General features: G+C 63.5%; 21 protein-coding genes. 6 read left to right on the top strand and 15 right to left on the bottom strand.

The genetic code is table 11. The features are described 5' to 3' along the window. Positions 1-229 precede the first annotated feature (229 nt). Both E8E68_RS07660 and orn read right to left on the bottom strand, forming a co-directional pair. Positions 230-841, bottom strand: coding sequence for a trimeric intracellular cation channel family protein (locus E8E68_RS07660; protein ID WP_021783871.1), 612 nt, complete (start codon positions 839-841; stop codon positions 230-232). A gap of 91 nt (positions 842-932) precedes the next feature. Then, positions 933-1,475 carry an oligoribonuclease gene (gene orn, locus E8E68_RS07655; RefSeq protein WP_266032322.1) on the bottom strand — a complete coding sequence of 181 codons (543 nt, stop codon included), beginning with the start codon at positions 1,473-1,475 and terminating at the stop codon, positions 933-935. 164 nt (positions 1,476-1,639) lie between these two features. Here orn and rsgA point away from each other — a divergent pair, with 164 nt between their 5' ends. Then, positions 1,640-2,659, top strand: coding sequence for a small ribosomal subunit biogenesis GTPase RsgA (gene rsgA / locus E8E68_RS07650; protein ID WP_266032323.1), 1,020 nt, complete (start codon positions 1,640-1,642; stop codon positions 2,657-2,659). Positions 2,660-2,786: 127 nt separating this feature from the next. Here rsgA and motB read toward each other — a convergent pair whose 3' ends face one another. Beyond that, positions 2,787-3,827: a flagellar motor protein MotB gene (gene motB, locus E8E68_RS07645; RefSeq protein WP_266032324.1), complete on the bottom strand. Its 1,041-nt coding sequence runs from the start codon at positions 3,825-3,827 to the stop codon at positions 2,787-2,789. A 3-nt stretch (positions 3,828-3,830) separates the two neighbouring features. Beyond that, complete coding sequence (gene motA, locus E8E68_RS07640) at positions 3,831-4,682, bottom strand: flagellar motor stator protein MotA (RefSeq protein ID WP_110745948.1); 852 nt, start codon at positions 4,680-4,682, stop codon at positions 3,831-3,833. 130 nt (positions 4,683-4,812) lie between these two features. Between motA and E8E68_RS07635 the strand changes: the two genes are divergently transcribed. Genes E8E68_RS07635 through asd form a run of 3 tightly spaced genes read left to right on the top strand, consistent with a single transcriptional unit; the run spans position 4,813 to position 8,075 of the window. Continuing rightward, a complete protein-coding gene (locus tag E8E68_RS07635) occupies positions 4,813-6,348 on the top strand; it encodes an HDOD domain-containing protein (RefSeq protein ID WP_280340470.1) in 1,536 nt (511 codons plus the stop codon). A 44-nt stretch (positions 6,349-6,392) separates the two neighbouring features. Further along, positions 6,393-7,202, top strand: a complete 810-nt coding sequence (locus E8E68_RS07630) for a rhodanese-like domain-containing protein (RefSeq protein WP_266032326.1) — start codon at positions 6,393-6,395, stop codon at positions 7,200-7,202. A 9-nt stretch (positions 7,203-7,211) separates the two neighbouring features. Continuing rightward, positions 7,212-8,075 (top strand): archaetidylserine decarboxylase, encoded by an 864-nt coding sequence (gene asd, locus E8E68_RS07625; RefSeq protein WP_266032327.1) that lies wholly within the window; start codon positions 7,212-7,214, stop codon positions 8,073-8,075. Between the two features lie 108 nt (positions 8,076-8,183). On the opposite strand, the gene serB is transcribed toward asd, so the two are convergent. After that, complete coding sequence (gene serB / locus E8E68_RS07620; RefSeq protein WP_266032328.1) at positions 8,184-9,398, bottom strand: phosphoserine phosphatase SerB; 1,215 nt, start codon at positions 9,396-9,398, stop codon at positions 8,184-8,186. Between the two features lie 134 nt (positions 9,399-9,532). Here serB and E8E68_RS07615 point away from each other — a divergent pair, with 134 nt between their 5' ends. Beyond that, positions 9,533-10,990 carry an AhpA/YtjB family protein gene (locus E8E68_RS07615; protein ID WP_266032329.1) on the top strand — a complete coding sequence of 486 codons (1,458 nt, stop codon included), beginning with the start codon at positions 9,533-9,535 and terminating at the stop codon, positions 10,988-10,990. Positions 10,991-11,134: 144 nt separating this feature from the next. On the opposite strand, the gene E8E68_RS07610 is transcribed toward E8E68_RS07615, so the two are convergent. The 9 genes from E8E68_RS07610 to E8E68_RS07570 all read right to left on the bottom strand — a co-directional run bounded on the left by E8E68_RS07610 (position 11,135) and on the right by E8E68_RS07570 (position 20,416). Next, a complete protein-coding gene (locus E8E68_RS07610) occupies positions 11,135-11,845 on the bottom strand; it encodes a PqiC family protein (protein ID WP_266032330.1) in 711 nt (236 codons plus the stop codon). A 172-nt stretch (positions 11,846-12,017) separates the two neighbouring features. Then, a complete protein-coding gene (gene parC, locus E8E68_RS07605) occupies positions 12,018-14,276 on the bottom strand; it encodes a DNA topoisomerase IV subunit A (protein ID WP_280340466.1) in 2,259 nt (752 codons plus the stop codon). Between the two features lie 10 nt (positions 14,277-14,286). After that, positions 14,287-14,805: a TIGR02281 family clan AA aspartic protease gene (locus E8E68_RS07600; protein WP_266032332.1), complete on the bottom strand. Its 519-nt coding sequence runs from the start codon at positions 14,803-14,805 to the stop codon at positions 14,287-14,289. Further along, positions 14,802-15,788 carry an esterase-like activity of phytase family protein gene (locus tag E8E68_RS07595; protein WP_266032333.1) on the bottom strand — a complete coding sequence of 329 codons (987 nt, stop codon included), beginning with the start codon at positions 15,786-15,788 and terminating at the stop codon, positions 14,802-14,804. Before E8E68_RS07595 ends, E8E68_RS07600 begins: the two co-directional genes overlap by 4 nt. Next, on the bottom strand, positions 15,785-17,689 hold the full coding sequence (gene parE, locus E8E68_RS07590) for a DNA topoisomerase IV subunit B (RefSeq protein ID WP_280340463.1): 1,905 nt from the start codon (positions 17,687-17,689) through the stop codon (positions 15,785-15,787). Before parE ends, E8E68_RS07595 begins: the two co-directional genes overlap by 4 nt. 35 nt (positions 17,690-17,724) lie before the next feature. After that, positions 17,725-18,333, bottom strand: coding sequence for a YqiA/YcfP family alpha/beta fold hydrolase (locus E8E68_RS07585; protein ID WP_110745959.1), 609 nt, complete (start codon positions 18,331-18,333; stop codon positions 17,725-17,727). Positions 18,334-18,469: 136 nt separating this feature from the next. Beyond that, complete coding sequence (cpdA, locus tag E8E68_RS07580) at positions 18,470-19,270, bottom strand: 3',5'-cyclic-AMP phosphodiesterase (protein WP_280340461.1); 801 nt, start codon at positions 19,268-19,270, stop codon at positions 18,470-18,472. A gap of 85 nt (positions 19,271-19,355) precedes the next feature. Next, on the bottom strand, positions 19,356-19,808 hold the full coding sequence (locus tag E8E68_RS07575) for a DUF1249 domain-containing protein (protein ID WP_016501905.1): 453 nt from the start codon (positions 19,806-19,808) through the stop codon (positions 19,356-19,358). Continuing rightward, positions 19,799-20,416, bottom strand: coding sequence for an NUDIX domain-containing protein (locus tag E8E68_RS07570; RefSeq protein ID WP_280340459.1), 618 nt, complete (start codon positions 20,414-20,416; stop codon positions 19,799-19,801). The genes E8E68_RS07575 and E8E68_RS07570 overlap by 10 nt, the downstream gene beginning before the upstream one ends. Positions 20,417-20,601: 185 nt before the next feature. Between E8E68_RS07570 and E8E68_RS07565 the strand changes: the two genes are divergently transcribed. After that, positions 20,602-21,348 (top strand): RsiV family protein, encoded by a 747-nt coding sequence (locus tag E8E68_RS07565; RefSeq protein ID WP_266032337.1) that lies wholly within the window; start codon positions 20,602-20,604, stop codon positions 21,346-21,348. Here E8E68_RS07565 and cytX read toward each other — a convergent pair. Further along, positions 21,317-22,600: a putative hydroxymethylpyrimidine transporter CytX gene (gene cytX, locus E8E68_RS07560; RefSeq protein WP_266032338.1), complete on the bottom strand. Its 1,284-nt coding sequence runs from the start codon at positions 22,598-22,600 to the stop codon at positions 21,317-21,319. The two genes, E8E68_RS07565 and cytX, sit on opposite strands and share 32 nt — an antisense overlap. Positions 22,601-22,697: the final 97 nt, after the last annotated feature.

Below are 22,697 nucleotides of genomic sequence, written 5' to 3'. Positions count from 1 at the left end.
ATTCTAGAAACTGAGCAAGCCAGTTGTTTCCCCTGGTACTGCATCAGCCTCAAGCCTGCGGGGTAGCTGTGGGAGCGGGCTTGCCCGCGACGAATCCAACACAGTGCATGGCACGGGCTTCGCCCGTGTTCGCGGGACAAGCCCGCTCCCACAGGGGAATCGCGCTAGATTCTAGAAATTGAGCAAGACAGTTGCCTCCACAGGGGGCATGTTGCGCCCGCAAACTGCGTCACTGCTGGTCGTTGTAGTGGAACTTGGGCATTTCCCAGTGAAAGCGGATCGCCAACAGGCGCACCAGAAAGCCACCAAACAGGGTCAGCAGCATCGCCTGCTCTGCCGGCACCTTGAAATATACGCACCCCAGGTAGAACCAAGCCGCTGCAAACGACACGCTGGCATACAGCTCACGGCGGAACACCAGCGGGATGTCGTTGCAGAAGATGTCGCGCAAGATCCCGCCAAACACCCCGGTGATCACCCCGCTGATCGACGCCACCAGCATGCCCTGCCCCATCTCCAGCGCGGTCATGCAGCCAATCAGGGTAAACGCCACCAGGCCCAGGGCATCCAGCACCAGGAACAGCGAACGCAGGCGGCGCATCATCGGCGCGATGAAGATGGTCAGCAATGCGGCCAGGCTGGTCAGCACCAGGTACTCAGGGTGCTTGACCCAGGTCAGTGGATAGTGCCCGAGCAGCACGTCGCGCACCGAGCCGCCCCCCAGGGCGGTGACACAGGCGATCAGCACCACGCCAAACCAGTCCATGCCTCGACGCCCGGCGGACAGCGCACCGGTCATGGCTTCGGCGGTGATGGCGATGAGGTAGAGCATCAACAACATGGTGCAGGTCCGTGCGAGAAGGGCGCGCAGTCTAACCAGTTGCCCAAGGCACCAAAAGGGGGCGCAGACAGAATATCTGCGCCATTACGGCTCACACCTTGATGAAGTGCTGGCGGTAGTGCCGCAGCTCGGCGATCGATTCGCGGATGTCGTCCAGCGCCAGGTGGGTATTGCCCTTCTTGAAGCTGTCACGCACATCTGGCGCCCAGCGCGCGGCCAGCTCTTTCAGCGTGGAGACATCCAGGTTGCGGTAGTGGAAGTAGTTTTCCAGGTTGCGCATGTGCCGATAGAGGAAGCGTCGGTCCTGGCAGATGCTGTTGCCGCAGATCGGCGACTTGCCTTTCGGCACCCACTGTTCAAGGAAGGCGATGGTCTGCGCCTCGGCCTCGGCCATGCCGACCTGGCTCTCGCGCACGCGCTGGGTCAGGCCCGAGGCGCCGTGGGTGCGGGTGTTCCACTCATCCATGCGCGCCAGCACTTCATCACTGTGGTGGATGGCAATCACCGGGCCTTCGGCCAGGGTGTTCAGTTCGCTGTCGGTGACGATGGTGGCCATCTCGATAATGACGTCGCTGTCCGGATCCAGGCCGGTCATTTCCAGGTCGATCCAGATCAGGTTCTGTGGGTTTTGCATGCAGAGGCTCCTCATATAGGCCGTCATATTAGCCTAGTGGCCAAGGCGCGCCCATTCACTGCGCGGCCACAACACACAAGGTAAGCCAAATAGTCCAACGCCTGGCGTGCTAAACTGCATGCCGTTTTCAATGCCCTACCCCGGGCCTCTCTCACGGTACTTTCATGGCCAAACGCCAGCTCAATCGCCGCCAGAACTGGCGGATCGAAAAAATCCAGGGTGAGCGCGCCGCTCGCGCCGCCAAACGCGAGCAGCACGTGCTGCAGGAACTGGAAGGCGGCGACCTGGGGCCAGAGCAATTGGGCCTGGTGATCGCGCACTTTGGCGTGCAAGTAGAAGTTGAAGCCCAGGATGGCGAAACCGCGGGCCAGGTGTTCCGCTGCCATTTGCGCGCCAACCTGCCGGCGCTGGTCACCGGCGACCGTGTCGTGTGGCGTGCGGGTAACCAGGGCATCGGCGTAATCGTGGCGCAAATGCCGCGCAGCACCGAGCTGTGCCGGCCGAACAACCATGGTCAACTCAAGCCGGTGGCTGCCAACGTCGACCTGATCGTGATCGTGTTCGCCCCGGCCCCGGAACCACACCCGAACCTGATCGACCGCTACCTGGTAGCGGCCGAGCACGCCGGCCTGCGCCCGCTGCTGCTGCTGAACAAGGCCGACCTGGTCAACGACGAGAACGGCCCTGGCCTGCATGCGCTGCTGCAGGTGTACCGCGAGCTGGGCTACCCGCTGCTGGAAGTCTCGGCCCACCACGGTGATGGCATGCAGCGCCTGCAACAGCAGCTCGACGGCCACATCAGCGTGTTCGTCGGCCAGTCGGGGGTGGGCAAGTCATCACTGGTCAACAGCCTGCTGCCAGAGGCTGGCACCCGTGTTGGCGACCTGTCGGAATGGTCGGGCCAGGGCACTCACACCACCACCACTGCGCGCCTGTACCACTTCCCCAACGGCGGCGATCTGATCGACTCGCCGGGTATCCGCGAGTTCGGACTTGGCCATGTCAGCCGCGACGACGTGGAGGATGGCTTCATCGAGTTCCGCGACCTGTTCGGCACCTGCCGCTTCCGCGATTGCAAGCATGACCGCGAACCGGGCTGCGCATTGCTCAAGGCGCTGGACGAGGGGCGGATCAAGCCGCAGCGCATGAACAGCTACCGCTCGATCATCGCCAGCTTGACTTGAAACAGCTGCTCTCGCCGCGGGCTTTGCGCTGCCTGTGAAATCGAGCGCCGCCCGCGCGGCGCATCGCTCTCACAGGCGCTTCAATCTTTCCGCCAAGCTCCTGTCAGCCCTGATGCCACCAAAGGAGCTACTGCTCCTTGGTTTCATCCATCTTCAGCGTGCCATCTTCAAAGATGTTCAGCTTCTGGCGCAGCTCACGCGGTTGCATCGGTGGCTGTTCACTTGCCCCTGGGGCAGCTGGTGCCGAAGCCCCTGGCGCAGCACCACTGGCTGGCGCTGCAGGAGCAGTTGGCGCAGCTGGAGGTGTTTCCGGCGCACCCTGCTCACCTTCGATATTGCGCTGGGCCTTCTTGGTCAGCACGATGATGTCGATACGGCGGTTAACCGGGTTGAACGGGTCCTTGCGGTCGAACAGCGATGACGAGGCGTAACCCACCACCCGCGCCACCTGGCCATCCGGGTAACCCCCGGCTACCAAGGCTCGGCGCGCGGCATTGGCACGATTGGCCGACAGTTCCCAGTTGCCGAACTCGCCGCTGCCAGCGTACGGCTTGGCATCGGTGTGGCCGCTGATGCTGATCTTGTTCGGCACTGCCTTGATGGTGTCTGCCATGGCCAGCAGGATGTCTTCGAAGTATGGCTGCAAGCGCGCACTGCCGATGTCGAACATCGGCCGGTTCTCGGCGTCCATAATCTGAATACGCAAGCCGTCCTGGGTGATTTCGAACAGGATCTGGTCCTTGAACTTCTGCAGCTGCGGGTTCTCTTCCACCTTGTTCTGCAGTTCTTGCAGCAGCAGCTCCAGGCGCTCACGCTCGACCTGCTCGGCCATGGTCTCGACCTGCTCCTTGTTCAGCTCCACCGTGGTGTCAGGAGTAGGTTCGGACTTCACTTCCGGATTGATGGTCTTTTCCGGTGCCAGCTCAGGAGAGCCGCCCAGGTCGATGACATAGGGCGTACCGCTTTCCGAAAAGCCGATCGGGTCCTTGAAATAGCCGGCAATCGCAATCTTCTGTTCCGGCGTGGCCGTGGACATCAGCCACAGCACCAGGAAGAACGCCATCATCGCCGTGGCGAAGTCGGCGAAGGCGATTTTCCAGGCGCCGCCGTGGTGGCCGCCGCCAAAGCGCTTTACGCGCTTGACGATAATGGGCTGGTTGTTCTCCATGACTCAGCGACCGCGAACCGCTTGTTCCAGTTCGGCGAAGCTCGGGCGGTGCTTGGGGTACAGCACCTTGCGCCCGAACTCGACAGCCAGCGAAGGCGGCATGCCCGAGGCCGAGGCTACCAGCGAAGCCTTGATCGATTCGTACAGGTTCAGCTCTTCCTTGGCATCGTGCTCCAGGCACTTGGCCAGCGGGCCGAAGAAGCCGTAGGCCGCGAGAATACCGAAGAAGGTACCGACCAACGCCGCACCTACGTGCATGCCGATGGCCGCCTGGTCACCCTCGCCCAGCGAAGCCATGGTCACCACGATACCCAGTACCGCCGCAACGATACCGAAGCCAGGCATGCCGTCAGCGATGCCGGTCACCGCGTGGGACGGGTGTTCCAGCTCTTCCTTCATGCTCAGCAGCTCCATGTCGAACAGGCCCTCGAGCTCGTGGGGGGCCATGTTGCCGGTGGACATGATGCGCAGGTAGTCGCAAACGAACGCGGTCATGCGCTCGTCGGCCAGCACCGTCGGGTACTTGGCAAAGATCGGGCTGGCTGAAGCGTCCTCGATATCGGCCTCGATGGCCATCATGCCTTCGCGACGGCTTTTGTTGAGGATCTCGTATACCAGCCCCAGTACCTCCAGGTAGAAGGCATGGCTGAAGCGCGAGCCGAACATCTTCATCGACTTCTTGATGACGTGCATGGTCATGTGGCCAGGGTTGGCCTGCAGGAATGCACCAAAGGCCGCACCGCCGATGATCAGTACTTCGAACGGCTGGATCAGCGCTGCGATCTTGCCGTGGGAGAGCACGTAGCCGCCGAGCACGCTCGCGAATACGACGATGATGCCGATAATTTTAGCCATAGGTTCAAAGCACTTGCTGTCGTGGTCAAGGGGAGAGACGAGAGCTTTAAAACTCTTCTTCTACTTATCGGCAGAACTGCGCCAGACTATAGCCACATAATACGAAAAGCCAGTTCGGACTGATGTCAATATGCCAATTGAAACCAAGGTGCCCGCTCAGGCCCCGCGTACGCTAGAGGCCTGGGTAAAACTGCTCGAAAGCGTTCGTATTCCCGTGCCGAAGCATAGCTACGACCGGGTCATGGCCGCCATCCACGATAGCCGCCGCTCACTGCGCGACATCGCCGAACTGATGCAGGATAGCCCGGCCTTGGTACTGTCGGTGATGCGCGAAGCCAATCATCCCACCAATGCGAGCCTGGCAGAGCCCGCCGAAAGCCTGGAAGTCGCCCTCAACCGCCTGGGCCTGGAACGCAGTGAAGAACTGCTCAAGCGCCTGCCTGCGGTGCCTGTCGAAGAGATCCCGCCGGTGCTCAGCCAGTTCCAGCTGATCAGCCAACACGCCTCGCAGCAGGCCAGCGGCTTGTTCGCCAGTCGCCTGGCGCGGCTGTGGCAGGAAATTCACTGGGGCAGCCTGTTGTTCCTGTCACCCCTCTGGCCGCTAGCCCTCGCCTACCCCAAGCTGCTCGACACCTGGGAGTTGCGGGTTATCCATAAAGGGGAAGAGGCCGCCCACGTCGAGGAAGAACTGTTTGGCGTGCGCATCATGGCGCTGTGCCGGACCATGGCCGAGTATTGGCGCTTGCCCCAGTGGGTCACCCAGGGGTACCGCCTGCTGCTGGAAGAGCGCGAGCAACTGGCCCAGGTGCTGAGCATCGCCCGCGACGAAGACCTGCTCAGCCAGCAACACCGCCTGGACGCCGAGCCCGGCCTGCGCCGCTGGTTCAACCAGCCGGCCAATACCGTACTACTGGCCAACAACCTGGCCCTGGCGGCACAGGTCGGCTGGGACAACCCGCACCTGCTGCGCTGGCAGCTACTGACTGCGCTGTACCTGCAAACCTCGCTGGAGGACGTCCAGCAGCAGGTGCACCAGCAGGCTGCCGCGAGCGCCCGGCGCCACGCCCGACACGCGCTGTTCCATCCGGCCGAAGCGCTGATCTGGCCGTGGCACCAGCGCCGCCCGCATCCGGACATGCTGGCCCCGCCACCGCCCAGCAGCGAAGAGCTGACGCGCTGGCGCACTCAGTGCCAGCACCTGCTGGCCCAACCCAGCCCGTTCACCAATACCGTGCACCTGGCCACCCAGGCCAAGGAAGCCCTGCTCGCCTGCGGCATGCAACGCATCATGCTGCTGGGCCTGGACAAGGCCAGCGACTCCCTGCGGGTGCAGCAGATTGCCGGCCTGCCCAAGGAGGCTGGCGCGCTGGCGCTCCAGGTATCGGAGAACAAACTGCTGCAAAAGCTGCTGAGCCAGGCCGGGCAATTGCGCATCACCCCGGAAAACCACAGCCAGTTCTCGGCTCTGCTACCCGCACCGCTGCGGGCCCTGTTCCGCAGCGAACATGTGCTGCTGCGCTCGCTGGCGGTCAACGACCAGGTGCTGATGCTGCTGGTGGCCGACCAGGGTTGCCGGCCATTGGCCGATATCAGCGTGCAAGCCTTCGGCAAGACCGCGCAATGCATCGAGCGGGCGCTGTCGGTGTTTGCCAACCGCAAAGTCTGAGCCTTGCGCTACAATCGCCCTTCTTTCCACACTGGAGACCGTGGATGACTGACTTTTCCGGCCTGCCGCTGGTGATCGACGCCGCAGACCTGCTGCCACGCCTGGACTCACCGCAGCTGATCCTGGTCGACCTGAGCAGCGCCAACCGCTATGTCAGCGGGCATATCCCTGGCGCGCGCTTTGTCGAAGGCAAGCGCACGCAGCTTGGCCAGCCACCCGCGCCCGGGTTGCTGCCAGCCCTGGGTGATCTGGAAAAGCTGTTCAGCGAACTCGGTCATCGTGACGATGCGGTCTATGTGGTGTACGACGATGAGGGCGGCGGCTGGGCCGGGCGCTTCATCTGGATACTCGACGTGATCGGCCACACGCGTTACCACTACCTCAATGGCGGCATCCAGGCCTGGCCGGCAGACAAGCTTTCCACCGAAGTGCCCGGCAGCGGCAACAGCCCGGTGCACCTGCGTATCGACACCGCCCCCACCGCCACCCGCGAGTACCTGCAAAGCCGCTTGGGCGCCGATGACCTGGTCATCTGGGACGCTCGCGGCCCGCAGGAATTCAGCGGCGAGAAGGTACTGGCAGCCAAAGGCGGGCACATCCCCGGGGCGATCAACTTCGAGTGGACCGCCGGCATGGACCTCAACGACCACCTGCGCATTCGCAAGGACATCAAACAAGTCCTCAAACAACTGGGCATCACCCCTGACAAGGAAGTGATCACCCATTGCCAGACCCACCGCCGCTCCGGCTTCACTTATCTGGTGGCCAAGGCCCTCGGCTACCCACGCGTCAAGGCCTACGCCGGCTCGTGGAGCGAATGGGGCAACCACCCGGACACGCCTGTAGAAGTTTAAGGAACCTGCATGAAATCCCGTTTGTTCATCATCAGCCAGTACCTGCTGCCGCACCACCTGCTGTCCCGGCTGGCCGGCTGCATCGCCGAGTGCCGCGTGCGCTGGTTCAAGAATGCCTTTACCGCCTGGTTCGCCAAGCGCTACCAGGTGAACATGTCCGAAGCCTTGGTCGAGGACTTGAGCGCATACGAGCACTTCAATGCGTTCTTTACCCGCGCCCTGAAACCGGGTGCCCGCCCGCTGGACGAAACCCCGGGCGCCATCCTGTGCCCGGCCGACGGCGCCGTCAGCCAGCTCGGCCCGATCGAGCACGGCCGCATCTTCCAGGCCAAGGGCCACGGTTTCAGCGCTCAGGAACTGCTGGGCGGTGATCCGGCCATGGCCGCGCCGTTCATGGGCGGCGAATTTGCCACCATCTACCTGTCCCCCAAGGACTACCACCGCGTGCACATGCCGCTGGCCGGCACCCTGCGCGAAATGGTGTATGTGCCGGGCCGGCTGTTCTCGGTCAACCAGACCACCGCAGAGAACGTCCCCGAGCTGTTCGCTCGTAACGAGCGCGTGGTCTGCCTTTTCGATACGGAGCGCGGGCCGATGGCCGTGGTGCTGGTGGGTGCGATGATCGTCGCCTCGATCGAAACCGTGTGGGCCGGGCTGGTGACGCCGCCAAAGCGCGAGCTGAAGACCTTCCGTTACGACGAAGCCAGCCGTGCGCCGATCCACCTGGAGAAAGGTGCCGAGCTGGGCCGCTTCAAGCTGGGCTCGACCGCCATCGTGCTGTTTGGGCCGGAGCAGGTGAAGTGGGCTGAAAGCCTCGGCGCTGGCTCCGCAGTGCGCATGGGGCAGTCGTTGGCGGCGCCTGCGCAGGCTTGATTACGGTTTTAGCATTGGGGTGCATGTCGGGGTTTATTTTGCGCCTGTAAGATCGAGCGCCACACGGGCGGCGCTCGATTTCACAGGCGCTGCAGATTAGACGGCAAACTAGCCCCGCGCGTCGCGGTCGCGCAGGCCCAGCAGGTACAGCACCCCGTCCAGCCCCAGGGTAGAAATCGCCTGCTTGGCCGACTGGCGCACCAGTGGCTTGGCGCGGAATGCCACGCCCAGGCCGGCCAGCGACAGCATCGGCAGGTCGTTGGCGCCATCACCTACGGCAATGGTCTGCTCCAGCTGCAAGCCTTCCTCGCTCGCCAGTTTCTGCAACAGCTCGGCCTTGCGCTGGGCATCGACGATCGGCTCGACCGCCACGCCAGTCACCTTGCCATCGACCACTTCCAATTCGTTGGCGAATACATAGTCGATACCCAGGCGCGCCTGCACCTGGCGGGCAAAGTAGGTAAAGCCACCGGACAGAATCGCGGTCTTGTAACCCAGGCGCTTGAGCTCGGCGAAAAGGTTCTCGGCGCCCTCGGTCAGGCGCAGCGATGCACCGATCTCGTCCAGCACGCCTACATCCAGGCCTTTGAGCAGTGCCATGCGTTCCTTGAAGCTCGCGCGGAAGTCCAGTTCGCCACGCATGGCGCGCTCGGTGATCGCCGCCACCTGTTCACCCACGCCAGCGGCCTTGGCCAGTTCATCGATGACTTCGGCTTCGATCAGGGTAGAGTCCATGTCGAATACCGCCAGGCGGCGGTTACGGCGGAACAGGTCGTCCTTCTGGAAGGCAATGTCGATGCTCAACTCTTCAGCCAAGGCAAAGAAATCGGCACGCAGGGCCTGGGCGTCGCTCGGCACGCCACGTACGGAAATTTCAACGGCCGCCTTACCCTTGTCGGTGTGGGCATCCAGCGCCACACGGGCCGACAGGCGCTCGATACGCTCGATGGTCAGGCCGTACTGGCTGATGACCGCACTCACCCGCTGCAGTTGCTCGGGGGTGATCTTGCGGCTGAGCAAGGTAACGATGTGGCGCGCCTCGCCATGGCCATCGGCCCAGTGCTGGTAATCCGCCTCGGAAATCGGCGTGTAGCGTGCCTGCAGGTTCAGCTCATGGGCCTTGGCCTGCACGCCTTGCAGCAGTGCGGTCGCCACTTCGTTGTCCGGGATATCGACCAGGATGCCGAATGACAAGGTGCCGTGCATGACCGCCAGGCCGATGTCGAGGATGCTCACACCGCCCTGCAGCAGGACGCCGGTGATAGCGGCAGTGAGACCTGGACGGTCCTCACCGGTGATGTTGATCAGGACGATTTCGCGCACAACCTGGCTCCGGCTTCGATGAAAAATGCGCATTCTACCGATTTTCCATGACCATCGGGCGCCAACGATACTTTGCCGACAAAACCCGGCTCGCTATACTCCCCCCACTTTCAAGCCATAAAGAGCCGAGCTCAGTGAACCGGCCCACGCCCGTCAAACCAGACAACTTCTTCCTGATGATCTATCGTGCCCTGAGTCAACGTCGCGTGCCGCTGGCACTGCGCATCGCCTGCACCAACATCTTCCTGGTGGCGCTGGCACTGGTGATCTACGCCTGTGTGATGGGCCTGCAGTTCAAGCAGGCCATGCATGAGCAGGCCGATGCCTTGGGCCAGAGCCTGACAACGCAGACGGCCACTTCGGCGACCGAACTGCTGGTAGCCAATGACATCCTCAGCCTCAATGTGCTGTTGGGCAACCTGGTGAAGAACCCATTGGTAGCCCATGCAGCGATCTACAGCGTGGACAACCGTATCCTCGCCGAGGCTGGCCAGCGCCCACGCAATGGCCTGCTGGGCGAGGCCGAAGGTGTGTACCAGACCAAAATCAGCTTCCAGGACGTGGCTGCCGGGCAACTGCGCATCAGCCTGGACATGAGCCAGTTCCAGCAACCGATGCTGATCAGCCTGCAGAGCATGGGCATCCTGGCCGCCATTCTGCTGGTGCTGGCACTAACCCTGAGCCTGCGCCAAGGCCGCCACATCACGCTGCCGTTGCTGCAGCTACGGGTGTGGCTGCGCGACCCGCAGCACTACACCCCGGCCACCGACCGCCAGGACGAGATCGGCGACATTGCTCGCCAGCTGCATGCGCGCCTGGCGCCACCACCGCCGCCGGAGCCGGAGCCTGAGGAAGAAGACGACGAGCAGTTCGACGACCTGCAAGACGCGGCCCCGGCGCCCAAGGCTGTGCCGCGCACCCGGGTAACCGCCGTGGAAGACGAAGATGACGATGAGGCCTTCGCCGGCCTGCTGGACGACGACAATGCACCAAAAGCCGCCGTGGTCGAGTCTGACGAGCCTCAATTCAGCGCCGTGCTCGCCGTACAGCTGGGTTCGCAGGAGCAACTGCGCCGCCTGCCACGGACACGCCTGACTGAGCTAACCGAGCGCTACAGCGATTGCCTGGAGCACGCGGCCTCACTCTACGACGGTGAAACCCATACGCTGAACGACGGCAGTACCCTGGTACTGTTCCATAGCCGTGTGTGTGGCGAGGACTACCTGACCAACGCCATTTGCTGCGGCGAACTGTTGCGGGCCCTGGGCCATGCGCTGCAAATCGAGGTGGCTGACAGTGGCATCACCTTGCAACTGCAGCTTGGTCTGGCGCTGGGCAACGACCTGCACGGGCTGGAACTGGTCGACCTGCTGATGGCAGAGAAGGCCCAGGATGCCTTGGCGCTGTCGCAGCACAGCCGCAACCTGTTGCTGGTGGAGCGCCCGATCAGCGATGACACGCTGATTCGCCAGCGCGCGCGTATCCGCCCGATTGCCAGCCCGGAGGGTGCCTGCTGCGTCGAACGCCTGATGGAGCCCTACCCATCGATGCTGGAACGCCAGCTGGCGCGGATGCACGAGCGTAGGGCCTGAGGTAGTCAGCCTGGGGCCGCTTAGCGCCCCATCGTCGGCAAGCCTGGTTCCCGTACAACTGGCGATGGCTGCACAGCAGCCCCGGCACTTTCAGAAAGCCACAAAAAAGCCCGCATCAATGCGGGCTTTTTTGTGGCACTTCGATCAGAACCGATAGACTTCCATGTCGGTACGGATCGGCGAAGCCATCGGAATCTTGGACTTCTCCGGCGCCTTCTTCACCTGCACCGGAGCAGCGGGCTTTTTAGGCGACTCCTCGGCAATGGCCGGCTGGTTGGCCAGCGGCTTCAACGCCGTGCTCAGTTGCTCGGCCAGTTTTTGCAGCAGTTGGCCCTGGGCCTGCACCTGCGACGACTCACTGCCCTCGTGCGGCTGCTCAAGGTGAACGATACGGTTGTCACGCACATGGCCACGACGGTCCAGCAGACGCCACTGGGCGTCGAGGATGGCCGGCTGGTCCTTGCCCGAGTCCAGGCGAGTGATCGACAACAAGACTTGCACGTCGGGGCTAAAACCAGCAGTCGCCGGGGCCAGCACTACCCGCTGGCTGTCCAGTCGCCAAGCCAATTGACGTACCAGCAGCTGGTCGATATCCGACGAAAGGCTGCCAGCCCAACGACCGTCGGTCGCCGCACTGAGGCTGCCATCGGTCTGACGCTGCAGGAACGTCTCGCGCTGCAGGTAGTCGGCCACCGATACCGGGCCAAGCACCACGGCCATGCCGGCACTCTGCGACGGCTGGCCAGGATCACCGCTGTCTAGCTGGTACAGGGCAACCGGCTGGTGCATGGTGCACCCGCCAAGGCCCAGCAGGCCAGTCATCAACAGCGCAAATGGAAGGCGCAGAAATTTCATCATCCCATCCAGGCGGCCGCCTACAGGCACACCGCAGTGATACATATAAATTCAAACGTGCACACGGCCACGCCGGCACCACAGGGGCCATATCATCCGCGAAATAACCGTCCGACTCCAGCATTTCTGCCCGGAACGGCGCTGAAATTGCCGTTCCAGACATTTCTGCCGATTACGCCGGCACTTCCACCTGCAACCCGTCGACACGCTGGAACCCGCGTGGCAGCTTGCTGCCGCGCCGTCCGCGCTCGCCCTTGTAATGCTCCAGGTCGTCCGCTTTCAAAGATAGGGTACGCTTGCCCGCTTGCAATACAAGGGTCGCGCCTTCGGCAATCACGGCCAGATCGGTGACATATTCTTCACGGCTGGCTACCCGGTCGCCCGGCACGCCAATGATCTTGTTGCCCTTGCCCTTGCCCAGCTGCGGCAGGTCGCTGACCTTGAACACCAGCAGGCGGCCTTCGGTGGTCACGGCTGCGAGCCAGTCCTGCTCGCGATTGGCCACCGGGCGCGGAGTCATGACCTTGGCCCCGTTGGGCAGGCTGAGCAGGCCCTTGCCGGCCTTGTTCTTGGCCTGCAGGTCTTCACCCTTGACCACGAAGCCATAGCCGGCATCCGAAGCCACTACGTACAGCGCGTCGTCTTCGGGCAACAACACGCATTCGAACGTGGCCCCCGGTGGCGGCGTCAGGCGGCCGGTGAGCGGCTCGCCCTGGCCACGCGCCGATGGCAAGCTGTGGGCCGCCAGCGAGTAGCTGCGACCGGTGGAGTCGATCAGTACGGCAAACTGGTTGGAACGCCCGGCAGCGGCGGCCTTGAAGCCGTCGCCAGCCTTGTAGGAAAGGCCGGTGGCGTCGATATCATGGCCCTTGGCGCAGCGCACCCAGCCCTTTTCCGACAGCACCACAGTAACCGGCTCGGTCGGCATCAGTTCGTTTTCCGACAAGGCCTTGGCTTCGGCGCGCTCGACGATTGGCGAGCGGCGGTCGTCACCGTAGGTTTCGGCGTCCTTGATCAGTTCGCTGCGCACCAGCTTGCGTAGCTTGGCTTCGCTGCCCAGCAGCGCCTGCAGCTTGGCCTGCTCCTTCAGCAGCTCGTCCTGTTCACCGCGGATCTTCATCTCCTCCAGGCGCGCCAGCTGCCGCAGGCGGGTCTCGAGGATGTAGTCGGCCTGGATTTCGGTCAGGTCGAAGCGCGCGATCAGCGCCTGCTTGGGGTGCTCTTCGGTGCGGATGATATGAATCACTTCATCCAGGTTGAGGAACGCGGTGAGCAAGCCGTCCAACAGGTGCAGGCGCTTCTCGACCTTGTCCAGGCGGTGCTGGAGGCGGCGACGAACGGTGTTGGTGCGGAACTCCAGCCACTCCACCAGGATCGCCCGCAAGTTCTTCAACTGCGGCCGGCCGTCGAGGCCGATGATGTTGACGTTGACCCGGTAGCTGCTTTCCAGGTCGGTAGTCGCGAACAGGTGTTGCATCAGTTCGTCGGCATCCACGCGATTGGAGCGCGGGATGATGACGATGCGGCACGGGTTCTCGTGGTCCGACTCGTCGCGCAGGTCGGCGACCATCGGCAGCTTCTTGGCTTGCATCTGCGCTGCGATCTGCTCCAGCACCTTGGCCCCGGAGACCTGGTGCGGCAGCGCGGTGACGACGACGTCGCCGTCTTCTACGCGGTAGACCGCGCGCATACGGATAGAGCCACGGCCGCTTTCGTACATCTTGAGGATTTCGGCACGCGGCGTGACGATTTCGGCCTCGGTCGGGTAGTCCGGCCCTTGGATGTGCTCGCACAACTGCTCGATGGTGGCTTTGGGCTCGTCGAGCAGGCGTACGCAGGCACTGGCCACTTCACGCAGGTTGTGCGGCGGCACGTCGGTGGCCATGCCCACGGCGATACCGGTGGTGCCGTTGAGCAGGATGTTGGGCAGGCGTGCCGGCAGCACGGCTGGCTCCTGCAAGGTGCCGTCGAAGTTCGGCACCCAGTCGACGGTGCCCTGGCCAACCTCGCTGAGCAGCACTTCGGCGTAGCGCGACAGGCGTGCCTCGGTGTAACGCATGGCGGCGAACGACTTCGGATCGTCCGGCGCACCCCAGTTACCCTGGCCATCGACCAGGGTATAGCGGTAGCTGAACGGCTGCGCCATCAGCACCATGGCCTCGTAGCAGGCCGAGTCGCCGTGGGGGTGGAACTTGCCGAGCACGTCACCGACGGTGCGCGCCGACTTCTTGTGCTTGGCATCGGCATCCAGCCCCAACTCGCTCATGGCGTAGACGATGCGGCGCTGCACCGGCTTCAGGCCATCGCCGATATGCGGCAAGGCACGGTCCATGATCACGTACATGGAGTAGTTGAGGTAGGCCTGTTCGGTGAAGTCAGCCAGCGAGCGGCGTTCGACGCCGTCCAGGCTGAGTTCCAGTGAGTCGCTCATGCGGGCCTCGTCATTTCAGGTTCTGGCGCAGCAGCATGGTGCCACCGCGCTGGGTAAATTCAAGTTGTTGCAGGGCACTCATGCCCAGTAATACGGTGGGCCCATCCAGGCCGGGCACGACGATGGCGCGTACGTCCTGCAGGCGGATATCGCCCAGTTGCAGGCTGGCCAGGCGCGTGCGGTAGCCTTCGGTGCGACCGTTGGCAGTGCTCAGCAGCACCGGGCTGCCGCGCTCCAGGTTCAAATCACGGGCCAGGGCCTCGGGGATCGCAACGTCCGTGGCACCGGTATCGAGCATGAAATGCACTACCTGGCCATTGATCGCCCCATCCACAACGAAGTGGCCCTGGCCATTACCGAGCAGACGCACCTCGATGTAGCCTTGGCCATGCTCGGACTGCACCTGGCTGTTGGGGTTGCGCCGACTGTCTTCCCACTGGCCAAAAAAGCGCGTGGCCAGGAACATGGCTGCCGCCCAGGCAAGCACCATCAGCACCCGCCCCGCGCGCTTGCCCGGCGCCTGGCTCATGGTTTGGCGCTCCAGCCACCTTCCGGCGCGTCGAAGCGCCAGACAATCGGGCGGCTCTCGCCATCGGCGCGGTCGCCGTTGTTGTTGTCCAGACCGATCCAGGCGCCGTGGGCGTCGATCACCAGTGCTTCGGCCAGACCGAACGGCTGATCGTAACGGCGCATGGGCTCCAACGCCTCGGCCGCGAACGACCAGCAACGCTCGACCTTGCCGCTGTCAGCGTCACGCCGGCATACCCGGTAGGCATTGCGCTCAAGGGTGAACAGCTTGCCCTCGAACCAGGCCAGGTCGGCAAAATCGCGCGACAAGGCCCGGGCATTTGGCATTTGCGCCGGCTGCATCTCGACCCCGGCCTCGCTCAGCAGTACGCAACTGCGCCCGCAGGTCCATACCGACTGCTGGCGCTCGATGGCCACCAGGCCACGGCGCTCACGCTCGGCGGCCAGCCACAGGCGATCGCCTGCCGGGTTGATCGCCAAGCCTTCGAACAGGGCATTGAAGTTCAGCAGCATGCCGCTGGCCCTGGCCTGGCGAACCATGGCCTGATCAATTTTCAACCAGTCCGGCTGGCCCTCCTGCGGCAGTTGCAGCACGGCGGCATGGGCCTCGCTGACCAGGTACATGTTGCCCGCCTGGTCGCAGCTGATGCCTTCAAAATCCAGCTCGCCGCCACGTATGTAGGAAGCCGCCCAGTTACGTGACTTCAAGCCCCACGGCAGCCCGCTTTCCGGCGCGGGTGGCGGGGTGAAGGTCAGCGGCTGCGCACGCCAGGTGGCGTTCTGCTGGTCGAAGCGGTAGATGCGGTCGTCATCACGATCGGAAACGCCCCACAGCCCGCCCCGGCATTGGGCCAGCCCAGACAGGTTGCCACCGCGCATACCGTCGATCGGGTGCTCGGCACTCAGCTTCAGCTCCGGCCAATTGCCCGCCAGGCTTGGCAGGGCAACCAGCGCCAGACAGGCCGACAGAAGCAGACGAATCAAACCATGACCTCAGCCAGGTTGCCTTTGGTTTCCAGCCAGCTCTTGCGGTCACCGGCGCGTTTCTTGGCCAGCAGCTTGTCCATCAGCTCGCAGGTCGCCTGTACGTCGTCCAGCGTCAGCTGCACCAGGCGCCGCGTGTTCGGGTCCATGGTGGTTTCACGCAGCTGTGGCGGGTTCATCTCGCCCAGGCCCTTGAAGCGCGTTACCTGAGGCTTGCCGCGCTTCTTCTCGGCAACCAGCCGGTCGAGAATGCCGTCACGCTCGGCTTCGTCGAGGGCGTAGTAGATTTCCTTGCCCAGGTCGATGCGGTACAGCGGCGGCATGGCCACGTATACGTGCCCGGCCTCGACCAGCGCGCGGAAGTGCTGGACGAACAACGCACACAGCAGGGTGGCGATGTGCAAGCCGTCGGAGTCGGCGTCGGCGAGGATGCAGATCTTGCCGTAGCGCAGTTGCGCCAGGTCGGTGGCACCCGGATCGACACCAATGGCCACGGCAATGTTGTGCACTTCCTGGCTGGCGAGGACTTCGCCACCATCCACTTCCCAAGTGTTGAGGATCTTGCCGCGCAGCGGCAGGATGGCCTGGAATTCCTTGTCCCGCGCCTGCTTGGCCGAACCACCGGCCGAGTCACCCTCGACCAGGAACAGCTCGGCGCGCATCGGGTCCTGCCCGGCGCAGTCAGCCAGCTTGCCGGGTAGGGCCGGGCCCTGGGTGACGCGTTTGCGCTCGACCTTCTTGCTGGCCTTGAGGCGACGCCCGGCGTTGCTGATGGCCAGCTCTGCCAGTTGCATGCCCAGATCAGGGTGGCCGTTGAGCCACAGGCTGAAGGCGTCCTTGACCACCCCGGAGACGAACGCCGCCGCCTCACGCGAGGACAGCCGCTCTTTGGTCTGCCCGGAGAACTGCGGGTCCTGCATCTTCATCGACAACACGAAGGTGATGCGTTCCCAGACGTCTTCCGGCGCCAGCTTTACCCCACGCGGCAGCAGATTGCGGAACTCGCAGAACTCGCGCATGGCATCCAGCAAGCCCTGGCGCAGGCCGTTGACGTGGGTACCGCCCTGCGCGGTGGGGATCAGGTTGACGTAGCTTTCCTGGATGCTGTCGCCACCTTCAGGCAGCCACAGCAAGGCCCAGTCCACGGCCTCCTTGTTACCGGCCAGGCTGCCACAGAACGGCTCTTCGGGCAGGCGCTGGAATTCGTTGACCGAATCGACCAGGTAGGAGCGCAGGCCATCCTCATAGTGCCATTCGACCTTCTCACCACTGGCCTTGTCCTCGAAGCTGACCAGCAGGCCCGGGCACAAGACCGCCTTGGCCTTGAGCACGTGTTTGAGGCGGCTGATGGAGAACTTGGGCGAGTCGAAGTACTTCGGGTCTGGGCTGAAGTACACGCTGGTGCCGGTATTGCGCTTGCCGACCGAGCCGACCACTTCCAGCTCGCTGGCCTTGAAGCCGTCAGCGAAGGTCATCTGGTATTCGTTGCCGTCACGCTTTACGCGCACGCGCACCTGGGTCGACAGGGCGTTGACCACCGAAATGCCCACACCGTGCAAACCACCGGAAAACTGGTAGTTCTTGTTGGAGAACTTGCCGCCAGCGTGCAGTTTGGTGAGGATCAGCTCGACCCCGGACACGCCCTCTTCCGGGTGGATGTCCACCGGCATGCCCCGGCCGTCGTCGCTGACCTCCAGCGAATGGTCGGCATGCAGGATGACCTGCACCGAACGGGCGTGGCCGGCCAGGGCTTCGTCGACACTGTTGTCGATGACTTCCTGGGCCAAATGGTTGGGGCGGCTGGTATCGGTGTACATGCCCGGCCGCTTGCGGACCGGGTCAAGGCCCGAGAGGACTTCGATGGCGTCTGCGTTATAGGCGCTAGCGCTGGGATTGGCCATAAGGTCTCGTCGTCAGTCTGGTGAATGCAAAAAAGTCAAAATACAGAAAAATCGAGCGCCGCATACTGCCCGCGGGCAATTCCGGCAAAGGCCAGCAGGGCCGGCAGACGCTCGGCAAAGCCCTGGAAGCTGTGGTCACCGCCGGCCTGGATACGCAGGGCACAGGCACGGTAATAGCGCTCGGCGTGGCGATAGTCCAGGGTTTCATCGGCGGTTTGCAGCCATACCTGATAGCGATTGGCATCTACCGGGGCTGGAACTTCCAGCTCGGCCAGGGCCTGCACGTGATCAAGGGTCAGCTCCCAGGTTTCATCGGTGTAGTGATTGCGCTGGGTACCCAGGTAGCCGTCGAAATGCTTGTGCGGGGTTACCGCCGGGTTGACCAGCAGGGCCTTGAGACCCTGTCGCTCGGCCAGATGGGTGGCATAGTAGCCGCCGAGCGAACTGCCCACCAGCAATGGCGCACCGAGCTCGGCGATGGCTGCTTCGAGCTGGACCATGGCCTGGCGTGGGTGATGGTGCAAGGCGGGCACCCGCAGCTGGTCGGCGAGGCCGAGCTGCTGCATGACGGCTTCGAGTTGGCGCGCCTTGGTTGAAAGCGGCGAGCTGTTGAAGCCATGGATATAGAGGATGGAACCCGACATGCTGCCCCCGGAATCTGTGGCTTCGCGCCTGATGATGCGGGCGCAGGGACGCGCAGTGTAGCGCGTTCGCCGGGTTTTGACGCAGTGTCACGGGTTTCGCAACAATTTCTTCAACAGCGCAGCAGCCCCAAGGTTTTCAATACCCCGGGCTGTCGAAGTCGAGCTTCACTTCAAAGTCTTGGGCCCGCTCCACCCCGGTTTCCAGCCGACCGTCGGCGTGCAGTCGCAGCCAGCGGTAGCCTGGCTGTTCTTCGCTCACCTGAAAGTCCTCGCTGTGCGCCGCGAACTGAATGCAGGTCGACGGCGTAGCCAGCAGCCGCCGGCCATCGCGCTGTTCATCCCACGCTTGATGTACATGCCCCCACAGCAACGCCCGCACCTGCGGATAACGCTCGACTATATCGAACAGGGCCTGGGCATTGCGCAAGCCAATCGGCGCGATCCAGGCACAGCCGATATCCACCGGCTGATGGTGGAAGCACACCAGGCAATGCCGCTCGCCCGCGTCTTTCAAGGCTGCCTCGAGCAGTAGCAGCTGGTCATCTGCCAAAAAGCCATGGGTCGCCCCCTGCACGGCAGTGTTGAGCATGACAATGCGCCAAGCGCCAATATCGGTCACCGCCTGCACCAGCTCCGGCGCGACCTGCGCCATGACCTGGGCCTCGTCGTGATTGCCCGGCAACCAGCGAGTCGGCACGGCAAACGGCGCAGTCAGCTCACGGAACGCCTGGTAAGAAGCAACGCTGGCGTCCTGCGACAGGTCGCCGGTGCACAACAGCACATCGACAAGCGGTTGCTCGCGCCGCGCCTGGGCGACCACATGGCGCAGGCTGTCGCGGGTGTTGAGGCCCAGCATGCTGCCCGCCGGGTCGGCGAACAGGTGGGCATCGGTCAGTTGCACCACATGCACGGGGCGCGATTGGTCTGGCTGCGGCAACGGCCGTCTCCTCGAACGGTTTCAGCAGGAATTATGGCTGGGCAACGGTCGCGAGCAAACACCCGCAAACGACCTGCGTCACACTTCAGCGAACACTCGCCAGTTCGTGGCCGCACGCCAGGCAGTGGCTCAGCCATTCACCGAGGAACAGGTTGAGTTGGGCTTTCTCATCTGGCTGGTGCATGGCTTCGTTCGGGTACGGGTAGATGCTGCGCAGGCGCCGGGTGTGTTCGGCACTGACCACTTCGGCCATGCGCGCATCGTGGTAAACCTGCACTTCCAGGTGCGGCACCGGCAGCCACGGCAAGCTGTGCTCCTGACGCACGTGCAGGGTGGTGGTGTAAGGGCAGGCCAGGACTACGTCGAGCACGAGCACGCCGAGCATCTGGTCGCCCTGGGTCATACCAATGCGGCGCGAGCTCTGGGTAGTGCGCATATCGGGCAGCAGGCGCATCAGCCGGGCGTAGTTGGCCTCGCAGGCCGCCTGCAGCCCGACCAGGTCGACTCGATAGCGCTCGCGCAGCAGGTTCACTTCCACATACCTCGTACTTCGTCACGGTTCAGCGCCAGCCATTGCAGGCCAATGATGGTCGCGGCATTGCAGATGCGTCCATCGCGCACTGCCTGCAAGGCATCCTCGAACGACCACACGCGCACGCGGATGTCTTCGCCCTCTTCTTCAAGACCGTGCAGGCCACCGGCCCCTTCGCTGGTGCAACGACCAAGGAACAGATGGACGTACTCGTCACTGCCGCCGGGCGAAGGGAAGTAGCGGGTCATCGGCCACAGGGCACTGAAGGTCAGGCCGGCTTCTTCCTCGGCTTCGCGGTGGGCAACTTCTTCGGGTTGTTCATCCTTGTCGATCAACCCGGCCACCATTTCGATCAGCCAGGGGTTGTCGGTCTTGCCCATGGCGCCCACGCGGAACTGCTCGATCAGCACCACTTCATCGCGCTGCGGGTCGTAGGGCAGCACGCACACCGCATCATGGCGCACAAACAGCTCACGACTGATCTCGCGGCCCATCCCCCCGGCGAACAGCTCGTGGCGCAGGTGCACCTTGTCGAGCTTGTAGAAGCCCTGGAAGCAATTGGCCCGCTTGACGATCTCGACCGCCTTGGGCACTGAGTTCAACGTGTTTGACATGGAAATCCTCATTACCTCACTTACTGCATCGCGCCATCCTACTCTGCACGCTAGCGGGTTTCACCCCTTTCCAGTAACCGTTCGCGCACTCGGGACAGCGGGTCTTCACTCTGTTAGCTTAGTGGCGAACTGAAGGCCGCGCAGACGGTCAAAGGCCGACTTTTCCCTGTTCTGCAAGGATCATCATGACACTTGTCAAACTGACTTCCGTGGCCGTGCTGGCACTCGCTCTGGGCGCCTGCCAGAGCCTGTTCACACCCAACTACCGGACCCCGCTCGAGGTCAAGCGCGACGCCTGGGAGCATGTCAAACCCGGCTGCAGCGAAAGCGACTGCCCGCTGGTAAACATCGACGTGGTCCACTTCCCGGCCTTGCCCAAGCTCGACGGCATCGTCGAAAAAAGCCTGCTGCAGCTCACCGAAGACAATCAGCATGGCACCGCGCCGGGCACCCTGCAGGCCTACGAGCAGCAATATCTGGCCAGTGCCGACAAACGTAACAGCAGCTACCTGCAAGCCAAGGTACGCGAGCAGCATGACGGGCTGGTGATCATCGAGCTGTCCAGCTACCTGGACAGCGGTGGCGCCCACGGCATGCCCGGGCGTGGCTTCATCAACTATTCGCGCAAACTGGACAAGGTGCTGACCCTGCAGGACATGCTGGTGCCTGGCCAAGAAGAGACGTTCTGGAAAACCGTCGAAGAATCGCACCGTGCCTGGCTGATGAGCGTGGGCATGGACAAGGACGCCGAGTTCGTCAAGACCTGGCCGTTCAAGAAATCGCCGCACATCGCCCTGACGTACGGCGCGGTGGTGGTCAAGTACGAGGTCTATGCCATCGCGCCCTATTCCATGGGCCACGTGGAACTGAAAATCCCCTACCCGCGCCTGAACGGCGTACTCAAGCCTGAACTGTTTCCCGGCCGCGGCTAAGGCTTAACAGCACGTGCAATACACCTGCCAGCAGCAATGCTGGCAGGGTAGCGCCCAGCTCCGGAGCGTTGGCGGCAATCAGGTGATAGGCCGCCACCCCCGCAAACCAGGCCACCAATGCCTGCCAGTGCAAGCCTCCCACCTGTGCCGGCAGGCGACGACGACGGATCACGTAGTGGTCCATCAGCACCACGCCGAACAGCGGCGCGAACACCGAGCCGATCAGCAGCAGGAAGTTTTCGTACTGGGCCAGTGGCGCCAGCAGGGCAATCAGGGTGCACAGCAAGCCAATGGCCAGCGCCAGGTGCTCGACCTTCACAGGTACCAGCACGCCGGTGGACACAGCCGCCGAGTGGATGTCGGCAAACGCCTTTTCCGACTCGTCCAGCAGAATGAGCAGCAGCGGAATACCCATGCCTGCGCCTGCCAGGGCCAGCAGCAAGGCATTGACTTCGCCACTGGCGGCGAACGCCAGCGTGTAGGCCACGCCCAGGCTCATCAGCCAGGTGTTGCCGATGAAATAGCCAAGTACCGTGCCGCCGAACACATGCTTGCCATTGCGGGCGAAACGCGAGTAATCGGCGATCAGCGGCAGCCACGACAGCGGCATGGCAATGACGATGTCGAAACCCACTGCCAGCGACATCGAGCCGTCCCCGGCGCGGTTCCAAAGGTCTGCCAGGTCGGCCTTGGCGAACAGGTTCCAGGTCAGCCAGGCGCATGCGCCCAGCAGCAACCAGATACCCCAGGCGCGCAGCACCTTGCGCACGAAGGCCAGTGGCCCGCTGACGGCCAGCAGGGTGGCCAAGGCACCGAAGCACAGGGTCCACAGCATCGGGCTGTTCCAGGCACTGTCTTCGCCGAATGCCCGGGCGCCCAGCAGGCTGGCAGCATCGCGCATGACAATGATCTCGAAGGCACCCCAGCCCACCAGTTGCAGCAGGTTGAGCAGCGCCGGCAAGCGGGCGCCATGGCTACCCAGGCTGAGCTTCAGGGTGCCCATGGCCGAAAGGCCGGTATCACTGCCGATGACCCCGGCGGCGCCGAGCAGCAGCACACCCACGCCGGTGCCCAGAGCGATGGCCAAGACCGCGCTGGCAAGCCCAAGGCCTGGGGCCAGCATGGCACCGACCTGCAACACCATCAGGCCGATGCCGAGGGAGAACCACAGCGAGAAAAGGTCGCGGGCGCCGAAGATGCGTTGGTGGGTAGGGACCGGGTGGTCGGGGGAGAATTGGCTGGGGGTGGTCATTGTCATGTTCGCCAGAGGAATTAATGGGGCTTGGCCGTCCCATTGTGGGAGCGGGCTCGCCCCGCGAAGGCGTCGGGCCTGCCAAACGCGTTGGCGC

The organism is Pseudomonas sp. BN607 (assembly GCF_029871175.1).
GTDB lineage: Bacteria > Pseudomonadota > Gammaproteobacteria > Pseudomonadales > Pseudomonadaceae > Aquipseudomonas.
This window is presented reverse-complemented; position numbering and strand designations above follow the sequence as displayed.